22 protein-coding genes are annotated in these 25,016 nt (G+C 41.7%); 15 read left to right on the top strand and 7 right to left on the bottom strand.

Going from position 1 to position 25,016, the window contains the following annotated elements; translation table 11 throughout:
- Nucleotides 1–27: 27 nt before the first annotated feature.
- The 12 genes from IPJ09_19755 to IPJ09_19700 all read left to right on the top strand — a co-directional run bounded on the left by IPJ09_19755 (nt 28) and on the right by IPJ09_19700 (nt 12,212).
- Nucleotides 28–1,044: a cytochrome-c peroxidase gene (locus tag IPJ09_19755; protein ID MBK7373626.1), complete on the top strand. Its 1,017-nt coding sequence runs from the start codon at nt 28–30 to the stop codon at nt 1,042–1,044.
- A 61-nt stretch (nt 1,045–1,105) separates the two neighbouring features.
- Nucleotides 1,106–1,501 carry a hypothetical protein gene (locus IPJ09_19750; protein MBK7373625.1) on the top strand — a complete coding sequence of 132 codons (396 nt, stop codon included), beginning with the start codon at nt 1,106–1,108 and terminating at the stop codon, nt 1,499–1,501.
- A gap of 12 nt (nt 1,502–1,513) precedes the next feature.
- Nucleotides 1,514–2,662, top strand: coding sequence for a DJ-1/PfpI family protein (locus IPJ09_19745; protein MBK7373624.1), 1,149 nt, complete (start codon nt 1,514–1,516; stop codon nt 2,660–2,662).
- Nucleotides 2,663–3,119: 457 nt separating this feature from the next.
- Complete coding sequence (locus IPJ09_19740; protein MBK7373623.1) at nt 3,120–4,118, top strand: AAA family ATPase; 999 nt, start codon at nt 3,120–3,122, stop codon at nt 4,116–4,118.
- Entirely contained in the window at nt 4,118–5,407 is a 1,290-nt protein-coding gene (locus tag IPJ09_19735; protein MBK7373622.1) for a hypothetical protein, read from the top strand. The genes IPJ09_19740 and IPJ09_19735 overlap by 1 nt, the downstream gene beginning before the upstream one ends.
- A 9-nt stretch (nt 5,408–5,416) precedes the next feature.
- On the top strand, nt 5,417–6,292 hold the full coding sequence (locus IPJ09_19730; protein MBK7373621.1) for a DUF58 domain-containing protein: 876 nt from the start codon (nt 5,417–5,419) through the stop codon (nt 6,290–6,292).
- Nucleotides 6,289–7,209: a hypothetical protein gene (locus tag IPJ09_19725; protein ID MBK7373620.1), complete on the top strand. Its 921-nt coding sequence runs from the start codon at nt 6,289–6,291 to the stop codon at nt 7,207–7,209. Before IPJ09_19730 ends, IPJ09_19725 begins: the two co-directional genes overlap by 4 nt.
- Complete coding sequence (locus IPJ09_19720) at nt 7,209–8,213, top strand: VWA domain-containing protein (protein ID MBK7373619.1); 1,005 nt, start codon at nt 7,209–7,211, stop codon at nt 8,211–8,213. Before IPJ09_19725 ends, IPJ09_19720 begins: the two co-directional genes overlap by 1 nt.
- A 1-nt stretch (nt 8,214) precedes the next feature.
- Nucleotides 8,215–9,246: a VWA domain-containing protein gene (locus IPJ09_19715; protein ID MBK7373618.1), complete on the top strand. Its 1,032-nt coding sequence runs from the start codon at nt 8,215–8,217 to the stop codon at nt 9,244–9,246.
- A complete protein-coding gene (locus tag IPJ09_19710) occupies nt 9,246–9,995 on the top strand; it encodes a tetratricopeptide repeat protein (GenBank protein MBK7373617.1) in 750 nt (249 codons plus the stop codon). Before IPJ09_19715 ends, IPJ09_19710 begins: the two co-directional genes overlap by 1 nt.
- Before the next feature lie 28 nt (nt 9,996–10,023).
- Complete coding sequence (locus tag IPJ09_19705) at nt 10,024–10,494, top strand: BatD family protein (GenBank protein ID MBK7373616.1); 471 nt, start codon at nt 10,024–10,026, stop codon at nt 10,492–10,494.
- Nucleotides 10,491–12,212, top strand: coding sequence for a protein BatD (locus IPJ09_19700; GenBank protein ID MBK7373615.1), 1,722 nt, complete (start codon nt 10,491–10,493; stop codon nt 12,210–12,212). The genes IPJ09_19705 and IPJ09_19700 overlap by 4 nt, the downstream gene beginning before the upstream one ends.
- A 10-nt stretch (nt 12,213–12,222) precedes the next feature.
- Here IPJ09_19700 and asnS read toward each other — a convergent pair whose 3' ends face one another.
- The 3 genes from asnS to IPJ09_19685 all read right to left on the bottom strand — a co-directional run bounded on the left by asnS (nt 12,223) and on the right by IPJ09_19685 (nt 18,109).
- Nucleotides 12,223–13,677 carry an asparagine--tRNA ligase gene (asnS, locus tag IPJ09_19695; protein ID MBK7373614.1) on the bottom strand — a complete coding sequence of 485 codons (1,455 nt, stop codon included), beginning with the start codon at nt 13,675–13,677 and terminating at the stop codon, nt 12,223–12,225.
- Between the two features lie 142 nt (nt 13,678–13,819).
- Nucleotides 13,820–16,267 (bottom strand): gliding motility-associated C-terminal domain-containing protein, encoded by a 2,448-nt coding sequence (locus IPJ09_19690; GenBank protein MBK7373613.1) that lies wholly within the window; start codon nt 16,265–16,267, stop codon nt 13,820–13,822.
- A gap of 117 nt (nt 16,268–16,384) precedes the next feature.
- Nucleotides 16,385–18,109, bottom strand: coding sequence for a M14 family metallopeptidase (locus tag IPJ09_19685; GenBank protein ID MBK7373612.1), 1,725 nt, complete (start codon nt 18,107–18,109; stop codon nt 16,385–16,387).
- A gap of 175 nt (nt 18,110–18,284) precedes the next feature.
- On the opposite strand from IPJ09_19685, the gene IPJ09_19680 reads away from it, so the two are divergent.
- Complete coding sequence (locus IPJ09_19680) at nt 18,285–18,776, top strand: hypothetical protein (protein MBK7373611.1); 492 nt, start codon at nt 18,285–18,287, stop codon at nt 18,774–18,776.
- Between the two features lie 48 nt (nt 18,777–18,824).
- Here the strand turns inward: IPJ09_19680 and aroQ are convergent, their stop codons facing one another.
- Both aroQ and recQ read right to left on the bottom strand, forming a co-directional pair.
- Nucleotides 18,825–19,259, bottom strand: coding sequence for a type II 3-dehydroquinate dehydratase (aroQ, locus tag IPJ09_19675; GenBank protein ID MBK7373610.1), 435 nt, complete (start codon nt 19,257–19,259; stop codon nt 18,825–18,827).
- A gap of 70 nt (nt 19,260–19,329) precedes the next feature.
- On the bottom strand, nt 19,330–21,606 hold the full coding sequence (gene recQ / locus IPJ09_19670) for a DNA helicase RecQ (protein ID MBK7373609.1): 2,277 nt from the start codon (nt 21,604–21,606) through the stop codon (nt 19,330–19,332).
- A 163-nt stretch (nt 21,607–21,769) separates the two neighbouring features.
- Between recQ and IPJ09_19665 the strand changes: the two genes are divergently transcribed.
- Both IPJ09_19665 and IPJ09_19660 read left to right on the top strand, forming a co-directional pair.
- Entirely contained in the window at nt 21,770–22,735 is a 966-nt protein-coding gene (locus tag IPJ09_19665; GenBank protein MBK7373608.1) for a KpsF/GutQ family sugar-phosphate isomerase, read from the top strand.
- A 57-nt stretch (nt 22,736–22,792) separates the two neighbouring features.
- Entirely contained in the window at nt 22,793–23,494 is a 702-nt protein-coding gene (locus IPJ09_19660; GenBank protein ID MBK7373607.1) for a rhomboid family intramembrane serine protease, read from the top strand.
- A 17-nt stretch (nt 23,495–23,511) separates the two neighbouring features.
- Here IPJ09_19660 and IPJ09_19655 read toward each other — a convergent pair whose 3' ends face one another.
- Both IPJ09_19655 and IPJ09_19650 read right to left on the bottom strand, forming a co-directional pair.
- Nucleotides 23,512–24,123: a hypothetical protein gene (locus IPJ09_19655; protein ID MBK7373606.1), complete on the bottom strand. Its 612-nt coding sequence runs from the start codon at nt 24,121–24,123 to the stop codon at nt 23,512–23,514.
- A 1-nt stretch (nt 24,124) separates the two neighbouring features.
- Nucleotides 24,125–25,003 carry an OmpA family protein gene (locus IPJ09_19650; GenBank protein ID MBK7373605.1) on the bottom strand — a complete coding sequence of 293 codons (879 nt, stop codon included), beginning with the start codon at nt 25,001–25,003 and terminating at the stop codon, nt 24,125–24,127.
- Nucleotides 25,004–25,016: the final 13 nt, after the last annotated feature.

The raw sequence follows: 25,016 nt of genomic DNA, 5'->3' as shown, positions 1-25,016 counted from the left end.
AATCTAGTTTTTAACAAATAAAATATTATGAAGCTCATTTCCGGTGTAAGCATGATACTATTCATCTGGATAGTATCATGCACTACGGAAGAAAGTAGTACTACACCTTTTCCAATTGCCAAACCAGAACATTTTCCTCCGATCCTGTACAACCTGGAATCAAATCCACTGACGCAGGAAGGGTTTAAACTGGGCAGAAAACTTTTTAATGATCCAATACTTTCTTCCGATGGATCTGTAGCCTGCAGCAATTGCCATGTAAAACAAGCAGCGTTCACTGATCCACAACATCGGCTGAGCCTGGGGGTAGATGAGCGAGCCGGTATTCGAAATGCTCCCTCTATCGCCAACATGGCTTTTTTCAGTGAATTTGTTTGGGATGGGGGAATCATTCACCTCGATTTCGTACCGCCCAACGCCATTGAAAATCCATTAGAAATGAACGAATCATTAAGTCATGTAATGAATAAACTTAACAGACATGCAGAATATCCGGAATTATTTCGCCAGGCTTTTCCGGATATGGACACGATCACTTCTGCCTATTTATTAAAATCACTTTCACAGTACCAGCTCCACTTGATATCCGCCACTTCTCGATATGATCAGGTGATCTTGGGAAAGGAGGTATTTAGTGAAGATGAAAAAATTGGATTTGAATTATTTTCGAATAAATGCTCCCAGTGCCATGCAGGACAATTATTTACTAATATGGGATTTAGCAACAATGGACTCGATACGGAGTTTGCGGACTTAGGCCGGGCCAGAATCACCGAATCAGTAAAGGATCTGGGCAAGTTTAGAATCCCCTCCCTGAGGAATTGCGCTGTGACCGCTCCTTATATGCACGACGGAAGGTTTAAAAGCCTGGAGGAGGTATTGGAACATTATGAGCATGGTGTACATGACTCACCCACACTGGATCCCTTACTCAAAGAAGCTGGTCACCTCGGTATTTTTCTCTCTGCCAATGAAAAACAATCTTTATTACACTTTTTAAATACTCTGACGGATCATGATTTTATTTATAATCCGGATTTATAATTATGTCAATAAGTTCTGTAAATACCACCATAATTCTTTTTAATTACTTAATTTTTTTAATATGAAAAAATCATTTTTATTCAACATTTTATTTATAGGTTTTGTTTTATTTTCGTGTCACAAATCTGAAAGCGATGATAACCCTCCTGCACTGACAATTACCTCGCCTACGGCTGGCTCATCATTTGGTGTCGGGCAAACTATTTCGATCACGGGGAGCGTCACCGACGAAAGTCTGCATGAACTATTAATCTCCGTGACGAGAAAGTCTGATGGCAGTATACTCTTCACGCCCACCAACCCACCGGAGGTCCATGATCTGACCTCTTATAATATAGATGAAAAATGGAATCCTGTCGGAATTTCAAGCACTACACCAGTGACACTGACCATCAGCGCAGAAGATCACGATGATCACCTTACCATTAAGACAGTGGATTTTACCATAAACCCTTAAACCAATTGAAGTATGATTAGGGAATGTAAAATCTGCCTGGTATGTCTTTGGATGATCATTCCGGGAATTTTTTCGGCTCAATCCAAAACTGATAGTCTTGCCCAAAGACACAATGAAATGATGGCTATTATGATGACTCAACCTAAATATCCGGTCAAAACCATTGGTATCTATGTATACGATGGATTCAATACGCTGGATGCTTTCGGACCATATCATGTATTGGGAGAACTTATGGGTGCAGATGTATTTTTTGTTGCAAAACAAAAAGGATTTGTACAAAATCAGCGTGGTGTAAAAATACAAGTGGATAAATCAATCGATGTGGTCAATAAATTGGATATTTTAGTTATTCCTGGAGGAGCCAGTGAAACATTTTTACAAACAAAAGACACGGCACTTCTCAATTGGATCAAAATGATCGATCAAAATTCAGTATTTACTACAAGTGTATGCACAGGCGGATGGATACTCGGAGCGACAGGCCTGTTAAAAGATAAAGAGGTCACCTGCAACTGGTATCGAGCAGATGAAATCATGAAAATGTACGGAGCAAAGTTTATCCAAAAGCGGTACGTTAAAGATGGCAAATACTGGACTTCAGCAGGAGTCACTGCAGGAATGGATATGGCCCTGGGTATTGTGCAGGAACTGATGGGGGACAAGTATACACAAGGTGTCATGTTGGATCTGGAATATGATCCTGAGCCGCCGATAGAAGCCGGTTCAGTGACCAATACAGATGATCTGGTAATAGAAATGATGCGTACGATGTATGACTCTGGTCTCCTTCCGATGATTGAATCGGAAAAAAAATTAAGGCTTCCAAAACCCACGATCTGGGAAGCTTGGCCTGATTTGGATGCATATCACAAAATAATGTCAGCTACTTTTCATCCTGCAGAATCAGGCGATCTGAGTCCGCTTAAAAAATATGCCTCTGAACTCGCCAACCTTGCTACCATTTTAAGAAAAGCAAATGTACCTACGGAGTTTCAAAAACCTGCAATGTCAGAAACTCTCAATTTATTGGAGAAAGAATCCATTTCCATTTTGAAACAAGTGAATTCAAAGAAGTCCGATGTCTTGCTTAAAAATTCGATTTACGCCTTACATGATAGATTTCATGAAGTTGTAGAAAGATGCTTGGATAAAAATTGACTGGCCCATCAATAAGGAAGAGTCAATAGAGATAGCCATGAGGCAAATAATCGGATAACCCTTAATCAAGCAACCTCCTATACATAAATTTGAACTGTAAAAAGCTGAGATAGCCAGGGTGCACATACGCTCTGCTAATCAATAGAATTTTGACTTATGATCGGATACAACCATCGGGGCAATAACCAATAACGTTTAATAACTGCTGCTTGGTTGATAAATGCAAGCAACACAGCTTATCAATTTGGCATCATGACGCAGGAGTTCTTACTTCAACGCTTGTACCTGCGTCAGGATTCGTCCTCATAAAACAAAGGTCATTGGGGATCCATGGCCTATATCATCAAATTAGCTCAATTCTTAATAAGAGGTTAAACCCTCCTTTATATCTCAATCTATTGTTCCATTACTGCAAAAAATGACGATTTTTGCACCGTTTCTCAATATAAAAACGATTATGAACAGTTATATCGATCTCCAGGGGATCACAGCCCGCATCGAGCAGGAATCCGGATTTATAGACCAGATCAAATTACAACTCCAGCATACCATCATCGGCCAGGAAATCATGATCGAGCGCTTGCTCATCGGATTGCTCTGCAAAGGTCATATTCTGCTGGAGGGTCTTCCAGGCCTGGCAAAAACCTTAGCCATCAAAAGCCTTGCAGGGGCAGTCAATGCATCTTTCCAAAGGATCCAGTTTACTCCAGATTTATTGCCAGCTGATATCATAGGTACACTCATTTATAATCAGGGGATCAATGACTTCCAGGTTCGCAAAGGCCCTATTTTTGCAAATTTTATCCTCGCTGACGAGATCAATCGTGCTCCTGCCAAAGTGCAAAGTGCATTGCTCGAAGCCATGCAGGAGAAGCAGGTCACCATCGGCAAGGAAACTTATCGCCTGGAAGAGCCTTTCCTGGTCCTTGCTACGCAAAACCCCATAGAACAGGAAGGCACTTATCCCCTGCCTGAAGCTCAGGTAGACCGATTTATGCTCAAAGTACTTATAGGATATCCCACCAAAGAAGAGGAGCGCCAGATCATCCGCATGAATATTGGTGACGAAAAACTGAGGGCGATCACTCCGGTGGTGCAGACTGAAAATATCCTCAAAGCCAGAGAGGTTTTGAACACTATTTATATGGATGAAAAAATAGAACGATACATTATCGATATCGTATTTGCCTCCAGGCAGCCTGCTGAATACAAATTGGACGAACTACAGAATTTTATCCAATACGGTGCTTCTCCCCGCGCCAGCATCAATCTTGCCCTCGCATCAAAAGCCGTAGCTTTTATTAACAAAAGAGGATTTGTCATCCCGGACGATGTGCGTTACATTGCCAAAGATGTGATGCGACACCGTATAGGACTGACCTATGAAGCAGAAGCAGAAAACAAAAACTCAGACCACATTATTTCAGAGATTTTAGCCAAAGTAGAAGTACCCTAATGAGAATATTATTCCTGTATTATTTTTTATTTCCATTCATCAGTCAGACTCAGTCCCTGGAGACCGGCCTGGCCGATCAGTTTTTCAAAAACAAAACTGTAGCCTGGGAAAAGACCTATTCCGGATTTTGGGATGAAACCATTCCTGTTCAACTGGACCTGGTATCTGATGGCGAAAACTGTAAAGGTTATTTTTATTTTGGAGACAATAAAACCAAGTATGTACTTTCCGGCACCATCCAAAACAACAAGCTAAAATTGGATGAGCAAGATCTAAACTCGACCCTGACCGGCAAGTTTGCTTTGGAGATGGATGACCAATCTGTACGAGGCACCTGGTACAATGCGGATCGAACCTATAATGCCAGCATCTCGCTCAAAGAAGGTAGTCCTGCACCCGCCACTACTTTTTGGGTAAGATCCTATGCCTCCAAATCAGACCCGGATGAATGTATGGTCTTGATACACAAAGATTTTTCAGACCAAATCGCTGAGAAGTTTTATTATAAAATGCTCAACAAGACCCTGTACGGTACATCAGAAATTAAGGATGATGAAAGCTTTCACCAGGAATCCAATATGGTAGATTATCTACAACATAACGCTGGAAAACTAAGTACCTGGAAAGTCAATGACAAACGAATCGATATTAATTATAAGCTGGGCACGATCGAATACACCAAATCTTTAGATCTTGTCAACCAGGTAGCCATATCCCAGGAATCTTTTGCAGATCATTGGATGGCCGTCGACATCACCTATCCCAAAATAGACAAGTCAGGTACTTCGATCTGGTTTAAAAACCTGATAGATTCATTTTTAGTGGTCATCCAGGAGAAAAAAAGGATCTTACTGTCTGAAAAACCGGCTGACCAAAGTGACCGGATGGTCTATCGCATGAGCATCTGGCCACAGTTTGATTTTCTCGACGACCATTTTGTCTCCGGTATTATGCATATAAAAAACTCCTGGGAAGAATCCATCCAATCTATGCCTTTTACTTTCGATATCAAATCAGGAGACCTGCTTGGTGAATCGACGCTAATGACTAATGTAAGTGGTTTTCGCAAATTCAAAGATGCCTGGGTAAATAAAGAATTGAACAAATTAAAGACAGGATCCTCCCTGGATTACAAATCATTGACTGTAGCAGATTTTAGCATATTGACTCTTAAAAAAGAAGGCCTCTCTATCTCTGCTCCCTATGATTTGATCTATGGGTTCAGGCAAATTATTATACCTTATTCAGAACTAAAGGACCACCTTTCACCCAAATACTTTCCATTATAAGCGATCGATATGGATACCGCCGAGTTATTGAAGAAAGTCAGAAAAATCGAGATCAAGACACGTAGTATCAGCAAACATTTATTTACTGGTGAATATCATAGCACATTCAAAGGAAGGGGTATGTCTTTTAGTGAGGTCAGACCCTACCAGTACGGAGATGATGTGCGCAACATCGATTGGAATGTAACGGCCCGTACCAACGAAGCTTTTATCAAAATCTTTGAAGAAGAACGGGAGCTCACGCTGATGCTCATGGTTGATATCAGCCCTTCATCTTACTTTGGCACATATCAGCAACAAAAAAGAGAATGGGCTACAGAGATCTGTGCTGTACTTGCTTTTTCTGCCAGCTCTAACAATGATAAAGTAGGTCTCATCCTTTTTTCAGATCAGATCGAGCTCTTTATTCCACCAAAAAAAGGAAGGCAACATATACTTCGTATCCTGAGAGAATTGATCAATGCCGCTCCAAAAGGTAAAAAAACGCGGTTGGGTGATTCGCTTCAATTTTTTAATAATGTCATTAAAAAACGAAGCATAGGATTTATCTTATCAGACTTTTGGGATGAACAGTACGACCTTCCTTTGCGCATATTGGGCAACAAACATGATTTGATAGGCATCCATCTTTACGACCCAAAGGAAGAATATCTGCCAGACCTGGGATTCATCCAAATGTACAATACAGAGACTGGTGATTTAGCCTGGGTCGATACTTCCAGTCAATCGATCAGGCAAGATTATCATCAAAGGTTTGAATCGCATATGATGAAGACCAAAGAAATATTTAATAAGTCCGCTTCTGACCTGATCCAGGTGCGTACTGATCAATCCTATATCGAAGCGCTGATGGCTTTTTTTAAAAAACGTGCAAAGGCAATATGAGAAATTTTTGCACTCTTATATTTTTTCTCTCGATGACCCACTACGTGAGTGGACAAGTCAATTTTAATGCCCGGGTAGACAGTACTTCCATGCTCATCGGTGATCAGCAAAATCTCACCCTCACTTTTGTCTCCCCATCAAGTCAGGACAAGGCTGAGCTACATACTGAATACCTCGATACTTGCTCCTTCCTCGACATTATCTCCCAGACACCCTGGTTAAAATCAGAACTCAACAATCAGAGTACACTCGAAAAAAGACTCAGGTTCTCCATATTCGAAGCAGGCGATTATACTATCCCCTCTTTATATGCTATCCTGGGATCTGACACCTTATATACGTACCCTATCCCCTTGATCATACAAGGCATCGAACCCGATAGTACCGGCCTGCTCCCCATCAAAGGCATCATTCAGGAAAAAAGCAAATGGACGGACTACCTGGCCTGGATCATCGGAGTGCTAAGCCTCCTGGTTGCATATGGCCTATATCGATACCTACAATATAAGAAGAAATCAAAAATGATCGAAGCAGTCATTGAAGTACCTGTCGTCATACCACCTCATGAAATTGCCCTGCAAAAATTATATGCACTCAAAGAAAGTAAACTCTGGGAAAAAGGCGAGGTAAAAGAATACCATGTACAGCTGACCTTTATCCTCCGGGAATATCTGGAACATAGATATGGTATACCTGCTTTGGAATCCACCAGCCACGAGATCCTCAGAGATATCCGATCCTTGTCATTGAAAGAACATGTCAGTACCATAGATGAAATCCTGAATATTGCAGATTGGGTAAAATTCGCCAAAGGTATCCCTGAAGAAAATGTCAATGCGCTGGCTCTGGACCGGACTATCGACCTGGTAGAATCGACCAAACCATTACTCACCACAGAAACCAATACTGCTGATTAATGGATTCATTTGCTCAATATCGATTGGTATATCCCTGGGCTTTGGCTTTGTTGGCTTTATTACCCTTTTTAATCCTAGCCTACCGTAGAAACCGCAAAACTCCGATAAATGCTGTGTATTTCGGACATACACCTTCTAATATTAAATCGACCTGGAAAAATGTGCTGCATTATTTTTTGCCCTGGTTGCAAGCTGCATCTTTTATCCTCCTTTGTATCGGACTCAGCCGGCCTCAACATATTTGGAAAGAAGAAAAAATCAAGGCCAATGCCATAGATATATTTTTGGCCGTAGATCTGTCCAGCTCAATGTTGGCCCAGGATTTTCAGCCGGATCGCCTGAGTGTGAGTAAACAAGTAGCTCAGAACTTTGTCAATAAAAGGATATATGATCGACTGGGCTTAGCAGTCTTTGCCGGAGAAAGTTATACCCGGTGTCCTCTGACCACTGATCATGAAGTGTTCAAAAATTTCCTGGCCGAGATCAATGTCGGTAAATTGGACGATGGCACAGCGATCGGCATGGGACTTTCAGCTGCCATCAATCGTCTAAAGAACAGTACTTCCAAAAGTAAGATCATTATCCTATTGACTGATGGTGTCAACAATACAGGTTATATAGATCCCCTGACTGCTGCACAGATCGCCAAAGAATTTAATATTAAGATCTATGCTATCGGAGTAGGCAGCATGGGAGAAGCCCTTACCCCGGTGACCCGAAGAGGGGATGGGCAATATGTGTTTGCCATGGCAAGAGTGGAGATAGATGAAAAATTGATGACCCAGGTCAGTGAGATGACTGGAGGGAAATATTATAGAGCTACAGACGAAGAGGCATTGCAGAAAATCTATGACGAGATAGACAAATTGGAGAAAACCGAAGTAGAAGTAACAAAATTTACCAAGTACACCGAGACCTTTCATTATTTTGTCGGTGTGGCGGCCCTGTTATTGATATTACATTTTATCATCAAGTATTTTATCATCAAGCAAGTGATCGATTGATATGTTTAGATTCGAACATGCCCATTTCCTATTTGGCTTGGTCATCATCCTGGGCCTGGCTGGACTGTATTATGTACTCAGGAGACAGCGGAATTCTGTTTTGAATCAATTTGCTTCCTCCGGTTTATGGTCATCTTTGATCCCTTCTCTTGATGACAAATTAAATAAACGGCGGATCATCCTTTGGTTGTCTGCACTCGCGCTGATAGTCATCGCTTTGAGTAACCCCCAGTGGGGAATACGAAAAGAAAAAATTGAAATCAAATCAACAGATATTTATGTCGCCCTGGATATCTCTAACAGTATGGCTTGCACCGATATCAAACCAAACAGGCTGGAGCGAGCTAAACTATGGACCGAATCATTTCTGAGATCCCTGGCTGACGATCGCGTGGGCATGGTATTTTTTGCGGGTCATGCATTTCTCCAATCACCACTTACGACAGATTATGGCTCCTCCACGATGTTTGCGCGTAGTGCTGATCCAACATTGATTACAACTCAAGGCACCAATATCAGTGACGCCATCACTACCTGTATGGACAACTTTCCCAAAAATGAAGAAGCACAAAAAGTGATCCTGTTGTTGACAGATGGTGAAGACCATGATGATCAGGCGATGGAAGCTGCCAATAAGGCAAAACAACAAAACATCGCGATCTACACCATTGGAGTCGGCACCGCCGAAGGGGGATTGATACCTGTCAGAGCCCAGGGTATGGAAGACTACAAAAGAGATGAATCCGGCAAACCTATTCAAACCAAACTCAATCCAACCTTCCTTACACAACTGGCAGAATCTACTCAAGGCAAATACTATTCGATAACCCAGGGCGATGCCATCATCGAATCCATAAAGGCAGATGTAGCCAATATGACCAAACAAAGAGTCGCTGAAAGAGCCTACTCTGATTATGAAAGCTATTTTCCCTATTTTTTATTTCCTGCCATTATCTTATTGGTATTGGAATATTTGATTTCTATAAAATGGATGGAAAAATATTTTAATCGTAACCCTCAAACTTTGGGCTGATGAAAACGGTTTACATAAATAGGATGTATTATAAATTATTTTTTACAACGACAATCACTCTGACCATTATTGCTTTTGTGGTTCTCCCTTTTAGCTCCTATGCACAGGATGATCATCGACTTTTAAAAAAAGCGGACCAATCATATATCAAGCAGGATTTTAATAAAGCTGAAGAAGATTATCGCAAAGCCCTTGAGCTTAAGAAAAATCAAACGACGACTTATAACCTGGGCAATGCAATCATGGAACAAAACAGACCTGATGAAGCGATCAATTATTACGAAGAAGCTGCTAAAAAAAGTGAAATCAATAATCTTAACGCTAAGTCCTTGTATAACCTTGGCAATGCCTACTACCAAAAAAAGGATTTTGAAAAAAGTGTAAATGCCTTCAAACAATCCTTAAAATTAGAGCCTGCTGATATGGATACTAAAAAAAACCTGACACTGGCCACCAGGCAGCTGATCAAACAACAGCAGCAGCAACAACAGCAGCAGCAAAACCAAGATAAGAAGCAAGATCAGAAAGATGACCAACAACAGCCTAACCAGGATCCACAATCAGGCAAACCTCAGGATCAAAAACAAGATCAACAGCCACAATCCGGTGAAGCACAACCCAAACCCGAAGGAATGACAAAAGAAGAAGCCGAGCAGCTCTTGCAGTATACAGAGCGCGAAGATCAAAGAGTCCAGCAAAAATTGACGAACAAAAGCAAAAAAAATAATCCCCCAAAGAAAGATTGGTGATTTAATTTTGTAGACAACCTAGACCAGTATGAAAAAAATATTAATTCTGATTTTTAGCTTTGGCGCCTTAGTGCTCCAAAGTCAATCTGCGACCGTCAGCATAGCTGTCAGCAGGGATACTGTATTGCTGGGCAACCAATTTTATGTTCAATATACCTTCGACTCCAAAGATGGAGTATTCATCGCCCCTGATCTCAAAGATGCTGAAATCATCGGTCAGAATTTTGTGAGTAACACCTCCTTGATCAATGGGGAAATAAAAGCCGTGCACAAACAAAAATACCTCATCCAGCCATTATCTGCGGGACTTTTTACCATACCGTCCACCATGATTAAATCAGGGGATAGGTCAGGAGGAGATCTGGATGTACCTGCAGTAGAAATCTATGTCAAGCAAAATCCAAACCGTATAGAAGAAGATCCCGAAGACGATCGTTCGTGGCAGTTCAAAAATATACTAGAAGGCAAAGCAAGTGGTAGAAAATCTAAACGACTATGAGGATAGGGTTCATCCTGTTTTTAATATTTTCTTCTCAAAATTTTATATTCGCTCAAAGTGAATCTTTCAGAGCAAGTGTAGATCGGTCTGAAGTAGCTTTAGACGAATATGTCCAGGTAGAATTCATCCTCGAAAATGCTCAAGGTAAAGGATTTACGCCTCCTGATTTCGCAGAATGGACGGTGATCAGTGGCCCAAGTACCTCTACTCAGGTCAGCATAGTCAATGGGCTCCGTAGCTCTGCCATTTCTTATATTTACACACTCTCTCCTAAAAAAGCAGGGGATCTCCACATTGGCAAAGCCAGTATCCAGGCTAATGGCAAGACCCTGTCATCCACCCCTCTGACTATAAAAGCTGTAAAATCAAAACCAGCTATCACAAAGGGCAAGGACGAAGTCGCCATCAGCAAAAAGGATATCTTCCTCATGGCTAAAGCTACCCCTGAGCATGCCTACGTAGGTCAACAAATATTGGTGGAATACAAACTATATACTGCGATCAATGTGGAGAACTACAATATATCCCATGCGCCAGAGTTTAAAGGATTTCACGTGAATAATATACCCAGGCTAAGTTATGATAATAGGGAATCCATCAATGGTCGTACTTATGTAACCAAGGTGATTTATGCAGCATCGATCTACCCTATACAAAATGGCACCTTTGAGATAGAACCGCTGCATGTGCGAGCCAGTGTGATCACGGATGAGGCAAACTCTAATTCTTTTTTCCTGCTGCCCACGACAGAAGGAATCACTTTGATCAGCAATCCTGTTTCGCTTCAAGTTCAGTCTTTACCGCAACCAACACCTTCTAATTTTTCAGGGGCAGTGGGCAAGTTTAGAATGGCTACCGCGATAGATCAACTGGCTGTCAAAGTCAATGATGCCGTGTCACTCACCTTGTATGTTGACGGTGATGGTGATCTCAATCGGGTCGGAAAACCGTTTCTTCAGATCGACTCCACAGCCTTTCAATTGTATGAACCCAAGATCACCAAAGAAAATGTAGATTATAAAAATGGCGGATTTATAGGGATGAGAGAATTGATATATCCATTGGTGGCTACTCAACCTGGCGCTCATACAATCATTCCTTCCTTTATTTATTTTGATACTGACAGTCAGCAGTATGTGACGATCGCCTCCGATGTTTATCATGTGAACGTGTCAGGGACAGCTACCGGCAACCGGTCAGGAGTTGCATCGTCCGGTACAGCCGGTGATGACATCCTCCCTTTGATCAAGGATCCCAAGCCTGGTGGTTCGGGCTGGATCGGTACTTCAGGATATTGGGGTGTATTGGCACTTCCTTATTTGCTATGGCTCGGTGTGGCTACCCGCCGCTATTTGCGCTCCAAATCTGACATAAAATATGGTGTGCAAAAATATCTGGAAGAAGTCAAAAACACTGCGCTGACTGAATTAGATACTTTGCCAACCTCTTCCTCCACTTCTGATTCGAAAGCAGTGCTCGATCAACTCAACCAAATTTTACAATCCTTTCTTAAAACAAAGTGGAATATCCAAAAAGAAGCTCTTGACAAACATGACTGGGAAAAGTATATCGATCAATCATTGGTCAGCGATACCATCAAATCCGATATCAAACTCATATTCAAAGAGGTGGAGATGGCAGTTTTCGCAGGTCAGATGCCAAAGGCTCAAATCCTCGAGTTAATAAAGAAAGCCAAGGCGGTAATTGAATCTGTATAATGTAAGCTTATTAAAACTCAGCACTGCCGGGATACCTCGGGAAAGCGATCACATCTCTGATATTGGCCATACCGGTTACAAACTGAACCAATCGCTCAAATCCCAAACCAAACCCTGCGTGCACACAGGCTCCAAATCTTCTTGTATCGAGATACCACCAAAGATCTTCCTCTGGAATATGCATTTCTTTCATGCGTTGGGTGAGTTTGTCATATCGCTCTTCGCGTTGGCTACCACCTACAATCTCACCGATCCCGGGTGCTAGTATATCCATCGCTGAAACAGTCTGCCGATCTGGGGCACAATCATCATCCTGTCTCATATAAAAAGCTTTGATGGCTGCGGGGTAATTGGTGAGGATGACCGGTTTTTGAAAATGTTTCTCAACCAGGTATCGTTCGTGCTCACTCTGGAGATCCACCCCCCATTGATCTATCGGGTATTGGAATTTTTTCTTTTTGTTATGGTTGCTTTCTCTAAGAATATCGATCGCTTGAGTATAAGTGACTCGTTCAAAATCATTATTGATCACAAATTGGAGTTTGTCCATCAAGCTCATCGGACTCCGCTTATCTTGAGGTAAAGACTTTTCTTCCTCTTCCAGGCGAGCTGCAAGAAAAGCGAGGTCCTCGGCATTGTGCACTGTCACATATTGGATGACATATTTGATAAATTCTTCTGCCAGGTTAGCATTGTCTTCGAGGTCATAGAAGGCCATTTCCGGTTCGATCATCCAAAACTCAGCCAGGTGCCGCGTAGTATTGCTGTTTTCAGCTCTGAAAGTCGGACCAAATGTATAAATTTCGCTGAAAGCCATCGCCGCCAATTCGCCTTCGAGTTGACCACTGACAGTAAGATTGGTGCCTCGTCCAAAAAAATCTTCTTTATAATTGATGCTGCCATCTTCATTGCGGGGAGCAGTGCCGTCCATAGGCAAGGTCGTGACTTTAAACATTTCTCCGGCACCTTCAGCATCACTGGCAGTGATCACCGGTGTATGCATGTACACAAATCCCTTTTCGTTAAAAAACTGGTGTACAGCAAAAGCCAACGCATGCCGCACCCTGAATACAGCTCCAAAAGTATTTGTCCTGAATCTTAGATGAGCATTCTCCCTCAAAAACTCCAGGCTGTGCTTTTTAGGCTGGATGGGGAAGATCTCCGGATCACAATCTCCAAGTATTTCAATTGAAGTAGCTTTGAGCTCTAATTTTTGGCCTTTACCCATAGAAGGGATGACCTCACCCGTCGCTTTGATACACGCTCCTACAGATATTCTTTTTTGTGTGGTTTCGTCCAGCATCCCCAGTTCTACTACCACCTGAAGATTATTATTGGTACTTCCATCATTGAGGGCGATAAACTGATTGTTCCTAAACGATCTCACCCAGCCCATCAGGGTGGTGGTAAAATGCGCCTGATCAGATGATAGAAGGGTTTTTATTTTTGTCCTGGTATTGTACATGATAACTTTAAATAATTATAGCTCTAATAGACCATTTTGAGCGGGCAAAGATAGTGAGAAAACATTCAAGTCCTTGTGGTGGCAGAGGATTATCATCCCTAAAGAAAAGGGTACGCCATAGAATAGATTAGTGATACACAACTTACCTTACCAGGGTTATATCACCTTTGACCACCCGCACACTCCTATCTGCAAAACTGACCTCTGCCACATAGATATAGACTCCCGGAGCAGCATCAGCACCTTTAAAAAGGCCATCCCAGGCATAGCCAGTATCATTTGGTAAAAAATCAGTGGCCTCAAACACGAGGTCCCCAAATCGATTGAAGATGCGGAAATAATTTATTTTACTGACCTGGCTACCCCCATATACTTTCAAATATTGATTTTCAGTAAAACTCCCTGACCCTGGTGAAAATATGTTAGGTACAAAAACTTTGAAATCCCGATCAAGGGTGATCCTGATTTCATCTGAGACTTTACACCCGGTGATGCTTTCGATCGTGGCTTTCAGGTAGTGGTCGTCTGACGGTTTGTATTTGTAGATGGCATTGCAAAATATACAATTCGGTTGTGGAAGATCCGTCGCCCAGGTGATTTGCTGAATATTGCCAGGAGTTAGATTGGTCATAGGGGTGACACTTAAAGTATCTCCAAAGGTGATCGTCTTGTCCCCACCAAGGTCAAAATCAATCAACGGCGGATTGGTCATGGCAAACCCCTTCTCTTTAAAACATCCAAAATGGTCTTTTAATTTGATCACATAGTTTCCTGGTGCCAAAGCACTTAATTGGGCAGACACATACAACTGTTCATTGAGATATACATCATAGTCTGCATAGCCTATCGCATCTGTGATCGTCACACTCCCATCCTTGACCCCGTTGCACGAAGGATCTTTTTTTGTAAAAGCAAAATCAACCGGTTCATTGACTACCAGATATGTAGTGACCACACTATCGCAGCCTTTGGAAGAAATCAGGGAGTCTTTGTACCGTCCGGTTTTGGTATATACCGACTGCCCTACCTTCAAAGATCCATTTGCACAGATCGTATCCCGCGGGAAACTCTGCAATGGATTGAGATCATCAATAAGGAAAGGAAAAAAGACGGAGCATTGGTTCTGATCAAAGATGGTAATAGAATATGAACCGGGCGACAAGGTATCTACATTAGGCACAGTGAGCCCATTGCTCCATTGGTATCTATAAGGGGGTACTCCTCCGTTCATCATTGTAGTCACTCTTCCATTGCGAGCTGGCACACAATCAGCAGCATACGCCGATAAGGTCAGAGACATCGGAGGTGGACTGGTAATGATAAAGCTATCTGATAACGCACAACCTGCTGAGTCAATCAATAAAACACGATAGCTACCATTGCCCAGGTTTTGCCTGTCTTTGGCTTTTACACTATCCGACCAGGTATAGCTATAAGGTATAATGCCGCCGGCGACGACAAGATCAATGCTCCCCTTGGCTTCGCCAAAACATAGATTAGGTGTGACCTGAGCCGTAAGTGACAAAGACGAATGACGAATCAATATTTCAGCAGTATCGGAGCAACCTTCGTCCGTAGTCGCTATCACCTGATACTTACCTGCAGTATATACTGATATTTCATCGCTGCTATCCTTTGTATTCCAACCAAATCTGACAGGTAAAGAGACTGCTACATCCGCTTTTAACAATAAGGAATCTTCATTACATAGTACTTGCCGATCAGCTTTGATTGTTAAGCTGATTTTCCTGGAGGGTTCATTTTGTAATACCACACTATCTATTATAGTACAATAACTGGAGCTAGCCTGGAAAACAAGTTTATTACCGGGTACTGCACTATCGGGATGTACAGAACTTTCGTTACCTATTGTTTTGCCATTCAGTGTCCATTTAAATATCAATGTATCATTTAAAAAAAACGGATTATAAGTAGTTTTGGCAAGCGGGATGGAGTAAATCTGCACATCATCACATAGCACGGTTTTATCTATTGCACCAAGATGATCTAATCTCACTTTATCAGAATGACCGCACGCATCATAGACTGTGAGTTCATGGACTGATATGTAATCTAAAGTAGGAAGATTAAAGATACTGTCGGGTTGACCCAATTTAAACCTTGGTAAAAAATCTATAGAATATGCCACGGCCAGTCCGCCTGTCACTTTAATTTGGGACAAAGTTGTGAAAGCGCTATTGCACTTTAACGTAGTGTGGTCTGTTATTTTAAATCCAATACGAATAGGGTCTAAAGTGACAGATCCCTGACTATCGATGACCTTTATAATATATAGACAAGGTACCAAATGCGTAAATATTCCAGAATCCTGGGTTGGTCTTAACGGGAAGCCACAATCATTAGACACCATCGAATACTGATATTTTCTCAATGGATCTTTTGCCATAATCCGGATGGACCCTACACTATCGCATCCGATATAATTAGTCTCTACTTTAAATTGAGTTGACTGTCCGACAAGGATATTCAGAAAAAACACACTTAGAAAGCACCCCGTCCATTTAAATACCCCTAATCGCTTAAAGGTATCTATTCTAAGCTTCCTTCTTTGTCCAATCTGTTCTACCATGTGTATAAATGTCAGGGCAAAAGTACGGCTTAGGTCTAAATTTTACCGAATTGATAAGTAACCCAAGTAGCCTAAGCCATTTCTGGAAGTCGAATACCAACATCTGAGCTATAGCTTTCACCTTACTCTATACACAGGATATCTCATATAAGCAGGTTCAAACCAGGGAGAATTTTTAAAAATAAATTCAAGTTGCTGACTGCCGCTTTTAGCAAGTATGCTATCTTTTAATTTGGCTTCGTCCAACAATAACCTGGCTGCTGGATGATTTGTTAAATAATCGGCTGCAATGTCTTCAAAAGCATAAGCACTATAACCTTCCTTTTGACCTAATACACTATCAAAAAAATTCCACGCAAAATAAGAATCAGGAGCAGCAGGCTCGAGCACTTCCATCAGGTATCGATTGGCTACCTGGTTCATAGGTATATATAAATCACCTTTTCGAAAAGAAATATTTTGAGTAGTGATACTGGTCTTGACCTGGCTATTGGGATGATGCTTTTCGTACGGTCGGGGAGAAGATTTATACTCTTCAATTTTGTAGACCTCGACCTGAATGACGGTATCATGTTGTAAAGGGTAAAATTTGACTTTATTTGCTTTGAGAAGTTCCGCGACTCGCCACCATCCCTGCGGCATAATATAGGCAGAAGGTTTTTCGACAAAAGCTGTCGGATGGTATGTATCAAAAAAAGGTATGATTTTTTCAAATGGTTTACTCCTGTCATAGTACAGCCTGGGCAGTCCGGACACCTCTGACGATTTGTACCCAGACTCATATCCTTTATACAACCTTGTAGATGATATACTCCTGTCAGAACTCCAGGAAAGTGGAAATTGTTTTTGTGTTTTCTCTGTATCACGTGTTTTAGCACGAACTTGTTTGATTTCTGTCCCATGAGTCGTAGCGAAATCAATAAATGTCTTCATCAATTCGTAAGTAGCATGCACCCTTTGGTCATATGGCTTAAGCATATGTGACTCTGGAATAAATGAAAAGGTACTCCAAAGAGCAGCATAGCCGCTCCCATATCGGGGCCAATCCATAAACTGCGGCCAGCCATTCTCCGGTTTGTCTCCAAACGCATTGACATAAGGTATGAGGTCTAATCCCTTTAGTCTCATGCTGGCATATAATGCCGGCTCAAAAACTTCATTCAAATAAGTGCCCATGGCTCCGCCCAATTTGTCATGCTGAGTTGCGATCAGGGTCATCACATGCTGATAATCTGCACCATTACTGACATGGTTGTCTACGAAAATGTCAGGGTCGACAAGGTGAAAGATTTCCGCAAAGGATATAGCTTCCCGCGAATCACATTTGATAAAGTCCCGGTTAAGATCCAGGTTTTGAGAGTTGCCTCTAAAACCAAATTCGTCCGGGCCATTCTGATCCACCCTATAATCCGAACTGCGATCGAGGCAACCTCCAATATTATAGACCGGGATGATGGCAAGGACTATATTGGATGGTAAGGTGAGTTTATGTGTTACAATGTCCCTGGCCAAAAGCATACTGGCATCGATACCGTCCGGCTCACCAGGATGAATACCATTATTGATCAAAATGACCACCTTGCCCTTTTTATGATTCTGAATATAGCCAAATTCTTTGTCGCCGGATATAGTCACCAAATGCAAGGGCATTCCTGCGTCGGTCATCCCCATAACCTTCATCTGTATATTGGGAGCGTTCTTGCTCAGAGCGCTCCACCACTGAATGATTTGAGGATAAGTAGGTGTCTCGGATCCATGGCTGGACTCAAACACCGTTTGATAAGGTTGGGCTTGAATCCTTGCCACCAGAAGAGTCAAAATGCAAGCGGTGAAAAATTTCATAAGGTTAGATTAAAAACAAAACCGAAGATTGAGACAAATATCCACATATCATCATTCAAATGAAAAATAAGCAGCATTCAGTTTAAGGAAAATTTAAAAACTGGTTGCGATCCTACATATCCAGTTTATCTTCGTTCTTATGCTTGGTATGCGCATCGTATTTATTTTGGTTTATATGGCAGCCTTGATTCAAGGAAAGGCCCAAGCCTATCTTGTATATGAGACTGCGGGCAGCGTCCGATTAAAGAAATACCCAATTGGGGCGGAGATCCGGGTACATCTTAAAGGAGAGCCCCGCTCGACATGGTCTAGCTACACGATCTGGAACCTTGATCTGGAGTCTAAATGTATACAGGTATCAGAGACCTATTGTCTTCCACTCAAGGAGCTTGATGGCTTTGATCTTACTCCACAAGGAGGGAACCAAATGGCTAAAATGTCGGGTAAGTTTCTTCTTCAATGGACTTTTTTTAGCGGCGTCCAGGAAGCTACGAGGACTCTGTTTAAACCGCCAGCACCCCATTTAGGTTGGCTTCATGCCATCGTAGCAGGCACTGCAGCTGTTACCTGGGCGTACTCAAAATTATTCCTCAATGGTCAGAAAAAATTGAATAAACGACATCGTTTAAAACTGATAGATCTCAAGATGGTCGCTCCCAAGTCATGATGCAGGCAGACAATTACTTCCTTCAGTATAAGATTTTTGACCTCGGCTTTATTGACTGCTCAGATATGATATTAACTTTTGAATAGCTAGATTATACCCTTGCACACCCTGACCCACTATACTATCTATACATAGAGGCTTGACATACGAATGATGTCTAAAAGACTCTCTTTTATAAATATCAGAAATATGTATTTCCACACATGGCAAGGCAATCGCTGCAAGGCAATCTGCTATCGCCACTGAGGTATGGGTATATGCAGCTGGGTTAAATACCAATCCATCCGATTGTCCAAATCCAATCTGCTGTAGGTGATCTATAATTGCCCCTTCATGGTTGGATTGAAAATAGTGAAGCTCAATTTCCGGAAATGCAAGTTTTAACTCTTCAAAGTATTGTTCGAATGATTTGGAGCCATAGATCTCAGGTTCTCGTCTTCCCAGAAGATTGAGATTAGGTCCGTTGACAATCCAGATTTTCATCATAAACCAGCTAGTATGAGTATTAAATGAATTTTCTCAGTATAATAGATTTTATAATCTCAAAATACATTTACATGGCCATTTCGGATAAAAACTTTAATCTAACCAACTTGATTTCTTCGATGGTGATATCCTCATCCTTGAGCTTTTTAAATGCCTTCTCCGGGTCATCTGATTCTGAAGACATGAAGTAATCAAAGATTTCTTCCTGGATGGACTCATCGACATTGTCTTCAAGATAATAGTCTAGATTGAGTTTGGTACCGGAGGTAACTATAATGTCCATCTCTTCGATGAGTTCGTCGAGTTTAAATTGATTGGCTTTAGCGATATCCTCCAACATCATTTTTCTGTCGATGCATTGGATGATAGATACTTTGGTTTTTGATTTATCTGCAATCTGTTTGATCTGGATATCATCAGGACGCTCAATATCATTTTCTTCAACATATTTGGCAATCAGATCTACAAACTTTCGTCCATATCGCTGAGCTTTGCTGGCATTGACCCCATTTACTTTTGCCAAATCTTCCAGTGCAATGGGATAGTGCGTAGCCATCTCATTGAGTGAAGTGTCCTGGAAGATCACATAGGGTGGCACTTTTAATTGCTTGGCCATTGATTTACGTAAATCGTCTAGCATTTTGAACAAAGTCTGATCCAATGCTACTACCCGGGCATCTGCATCTTCATCATCAAATTCTCCGGGAGCTTCAAAATTGGTGTTGATGGCAATTTGAACGGAGGATGGTTTCAGAATAAACTTTTTGCCCGCTTCGGTTAGTTTCAAAACACCATATTGCTCGATATCCTTTTCGATGAATCCATGCAACATACCTTGTCTAAAAATAGAATGCCAGAACAAGGCATCTTTATCTTCTCCGGCTCCAAAATGTTCATATTCATCAAATCCATAGTCTTTGATTTCCTTGGTAGCCTTACCGGTGATAAATTCTACCATGAGTGAAGTGAGATAATGCTCTTTGGTCTCCTGAATGGCAAGAAGGGCAGTTTTCATATCATTCTTAACTTCCATCCTTTCTTTAGGATTCTTACAATTGTCACACATTTTTTGACAATCCTTCTCACCATAGTTTTCACCAAAATAATTGAGCAGAAAGACTCGCCTGCAAGCAGCAGTCTCTGAGAACGCTACTACTTCATCCAATAAGTGGGCACCCATATCGCGCTCAGCGGCATCCTTGTCTCTGAGAAATTTTTCAAGTATAAGTATATCCTTGGCAGAATAAAAAGCCACGCACCTTCCTTCCAAACCGTCTCTGCCAGCCCGACCTGTTTCCTGGTAATAATTTTCAATACTCTTAGGAATGTCGTAATGTATGACAAAGCGCACATCAGGTTTGTCAATCCCCATACCAAAGGCGATAGTCGCGCAGATGACATCAATGTCCTGCATCAGAAACTCATCCTGAATCTTGGCCCTTAGCTTGGTATCCAGGCCGGCATGATAGGGTGCTGCTTTGATACCATTCACTTCCAGCGTCTGAGCCAACTCTTCTGTTGATTTTCTGGATTGTACATATACGATACCAGAACTACCTGGTTTGGTTCTGAATATTTGGACTATTTCTTTGATGGTTTGCGCCTTATTGACCTTTGGCCTGATTTCATAAAATAGATTGGTACGGTTAAAAGATTCTTTGAAAATACCCGGAGCATGCATGTCCAGTGTTTTTACAATATCTGATTGTACTTTAGGCGTCGCCGTGGCCGTAAGTGCCATGACAGGCACAGAATGACCTAAGGCATCTATCATCTCCCGGATGCGCCGATATTCAGGTCTGAAGTCATGACCCCACTCAGAAATACAATGAGCCTCATCGACAGCGATCAGCGACACTTTCACACCCCTTAAAAATTCGAGGTTTTCATCCTTGGTCAGGGTCTCCGGAGCAACGTAAAGCAATTTGGTATGCTTGGCAGAAATAGAGTCTTTGACTTGTTTAATTTGTGTTCGTGTTAATGATGAGTTAAGGAAGTGAGCGATCTCATCTCCCTGGCTATATCCCCTGATAGCATCTACCTGATTTTTCATCAAAGCGATCAAAGGTGAAATAATTATGGCAGTGCCTTCCAGCATAAGCGCCGGCAGCTGATAACACAACGATTTTCCGCCTCCGGTAGGCATGATGACGAAGGTATCCTTACCATCCAGCACATTTCTAATAATGTCTTCTTGAGATCCTTTGAACTGATTAAATCCAAAATGCTTTTGTAAAGCACTTTGAAGATCTTCGGTGCTATAGCTGGAAGGAGCACTTGAGGGTGCAACATTGGCAACTGATTGATTTTTTTTTGATTTTTTTTGTACGGTGATATCGCTCATCTCACTGTTAATTTACAATAAATAATTTATAATAAAAAATAATAATATTTAGAAAAAATCTGGTTAAAAAAAGTAACAATCCAAATAGTGGCCACTGACTGAAATTGATTTAGTACTTTAGGGCTTTTTAAAAAGGGAGCCGAATTTACAATTTTTTTTTCATTTGAAAAAGTCCATATTAGATATAGCCAGGGAGTGTATTGAAATCGAGCAAAAAGCACTGATTTCATTAGCAAATCATTTAGAAAACTCTTTTGTAACATGCATCCAGGACATCCATAACGCTCGTGCGCGGGTAGTTTGTTGTGGGATCGGCAAAAGTGCTTTAATCGCTCAAAAAATAGTTGCTACCATGAATTCAACAGGTACGCCGGCAGCTTTTTTACATGCTGCAGATGCCGTACATGGCGATATCGGCATCTTAAGTGCCGGCGATTTTCTTTGTTGCCTTTCTAAAAGTGGTGAAACGGAAGAGATTAAGCTTATTATCCCTATTGCCAAAAATGTAGGTTGCAGGATTATCGCCATCACCGCCAATACCCAATCCTATCTGGCTAAGCATGCCGACTACCTCCTATATACGCCTGTAGAAAAGGAAGCTGACCCTAATAACCTCGCACCTACAGCCAGTACTGCTGCCCAGATGGCTTTGGGGGACGCTATGGCCGTCTGTTTATTGCATTTAAGAGGATTCACCCCTTCTGATTTTGCAAGGTTTCATCCTGGCGGTTCGCTGGGGAAACAATTATACCTGCATGTATATGATGTGTATCCTCAGCACAATAAGCCTTCAAATAATTCGTCTGATGACCTGTCTGCAGTTATATTGACGATGTCTAAAAACAGGTTGGGAGCTACTGTCATCACAGACGAACAAAACCATCCCTTAGGCATCATCACAGATGGTGATCTCCGAAGGATGATTGAGCATAATCCAAGACTTGATCTGTTAAAAGCAAGTGATATTATGAATGTGCACCCAAAGACCATCTCCTCAGATGAACTGGCCATTAAAGCACTTGAAATCATGCGCTCCAATAATATAAGCCAACTCGTGGTGACTGACAAAGACAATTTATATGTAGGCATGATACATTTACATGATTTGGTGAGAGAAGGATTGTTATGATAGTATTTGGTTTTTTGCCTTAATTTTAACTTATTTTCAACAAAACATTCATCAAAAATGATTTTCCCTATAGGTGATGATCAGGTAAAAGGGGGCAGCAAACCTATGTTTGCTTATGCATTTATAGGAATCAATGTGCTGATATTTATATTCCAGGCTATGATGGGTCCTACACAACTTGAGCAATTTATTATGAATTATGGGTCTATACCTGCAGACATATCCCATGGCAATCATCTTTTTACTTTATTTACTTCCATGTTTTTGCACGGAGGATGGATGCATCTTATAGGCAACATGTTGTTCCTATGGGTATTTGCAGATAATATTGAGGCTGTCATCGGCAATTTTAATTTTATACTTTTTTATCTGATCGGAGGCCTGGCAGCAGCCTTGGCTCATGTGTGGTCAGGGCCAGGCAGCAATATACCAGCTGTGGGGGCAAGCGGAGCTATATCAGCGGTATTAGGAGCATATCTGGTGATGTTTCCATCATCTAAGATCAAAGTACTTGTCCTCTATTTTTTCAGGTCTTTTTATATGCCAGCGGTATTATTTCTAGGTTTTTGGATCCTTCAACAATTGATCAGCGGTTTTTTCTCACTGGGTTCATCAGCTTCACAGGCACAGACTAGCGGAGTAGCCTGGTGGGCGCATATTGGAGGCTTTGCATTTGGCATCGTAGCCGGCTTAGTCGCTCGTCGAATGATTGAAAATGTGTCACCCGCAGTTTCACAAAATAGGGAGGAGTTTGTGTGACCCCTGTTTGGTCCTGCTTATTTATTTTTCTCCTGGTATTCTTTAAGTTCTTCCCACCGCTCTTGTCTGGCAAGCGAGCTCTGGAACGGCCATGATTGGATTTGCGAAGGTGAAAGCCCTGCTTCGGCCATGACTTTTGTCACAAGATTGAGGTCCGCTTTTTCAAGCTGATGCCAATCCTGGATACCAATTTCATGCAGTAGTTTTTCAATATTAGGATCGATACCTGAAATAATTTTGAGATCATTTCGTTTGATGGCAAATCCAAAAACCGGCTTGGTTTTATGAATAATCTCGGAAAAATGTGCAGCACTTCCTATGGTGGAGGGAGTACCAGCTCCGCCAGGATTTGAATGCATGGAGCCTGACATCGCAGCCAGCTCCGCATTCAATTTTTCTTTTTCTTTGGTGACTTTTTCGTAGACTTTTCTGCATTCATTGATTTCATTTTCCAGATTGACTATTCTTTTACTTGCAGAAGACAATTCTAACCCTGCTTTATTGCTTTTGGACTTATAACGGCTCCATTGAAGCATACCCCAAAAATATCCAAGGAGTGCGGGAAGCAGCCAGGATGCCAATACCGCCCACCAGGGTAGATCACACAAAGACACATTCAATGATTCCATATTATTTAGATTGTGCAGGAGGTACGATGGTTAACTCCACTCTGCGATTTAATTTTCTATTTTCTTCCGTATCGTTAGGGGCTATAGGTTGTTCTTCACCTTTAGACGATGTTTTGATCCTGCTACCGCTGATACCCCTGGAGACCAATAGCGCTTTTATCAGATTAGCTCTCCTCAATCCCAGGGTCATATTGTGCTCAGCCGTGGCATCATCATCAGTATGCCCAACCAACTGGACGATATCGTGAGTATTTTTGAGTTTAGCCGCCAGATCTGTTGCAAAAACTTCTACCAATTTATTGTCCAGATGTTCATTAGAAGCATACTTAAAATATATCAGGGTCTTATCATCCAGCTCTTTGACCTGATCGTTCATATATACCAATCTTATTCGGAGTGTTTGAAAAAGCTTATGAAGCTTACCGGTACTGTCAGATACTGCAAAACTTCGCGTTCGGATTCGACTGGGATCGAGATTCTGTCCAAAAAGTTCCTTAAGTTTTGATGCCCGGACCAATCCCAGGTCACCAGATGACATAATTTTGTTTTCTGCTTCGAAATACTCGCTCCCCAACTCCAAAGTTTTATAAGGCCCCAGGTCTTGAAGGATAGAGTCTTTGAACAAATCAAAACATGGCTTTAGAACCGGATCCGCTTTCCCCCAGCCAAATAACACACAACCAGGTTCTTCTTCGAGTATGATACTTTCAACTGTTTCATTTAATCGTTCCGATTTCAGGATAGGTGGTGGGATTATCTGACCTAGCCTGGATCCCTGCGACTGTTCCAGATGTCCATCGCAACAACTCGAACGCTGACCCCAGATCATGAAGTAGACCAGCCCAAGCGTAATCCATATAAAAAACAACAATATCCGCATCTTTTAATCCCTT

It is taken from the genome of Saprospiraceae bacterium, assembly GCA_016709995.1.
In the GTDB taxonomy this organism is placed as follows: Bacteria; Bacteroidota; Bacteroidia; order Chitinophagales; family Saprospiraceae; genus JADJLQ01.
This window is presented reverse-complemented; position numbering and strand designations above follow the sequence as displayed.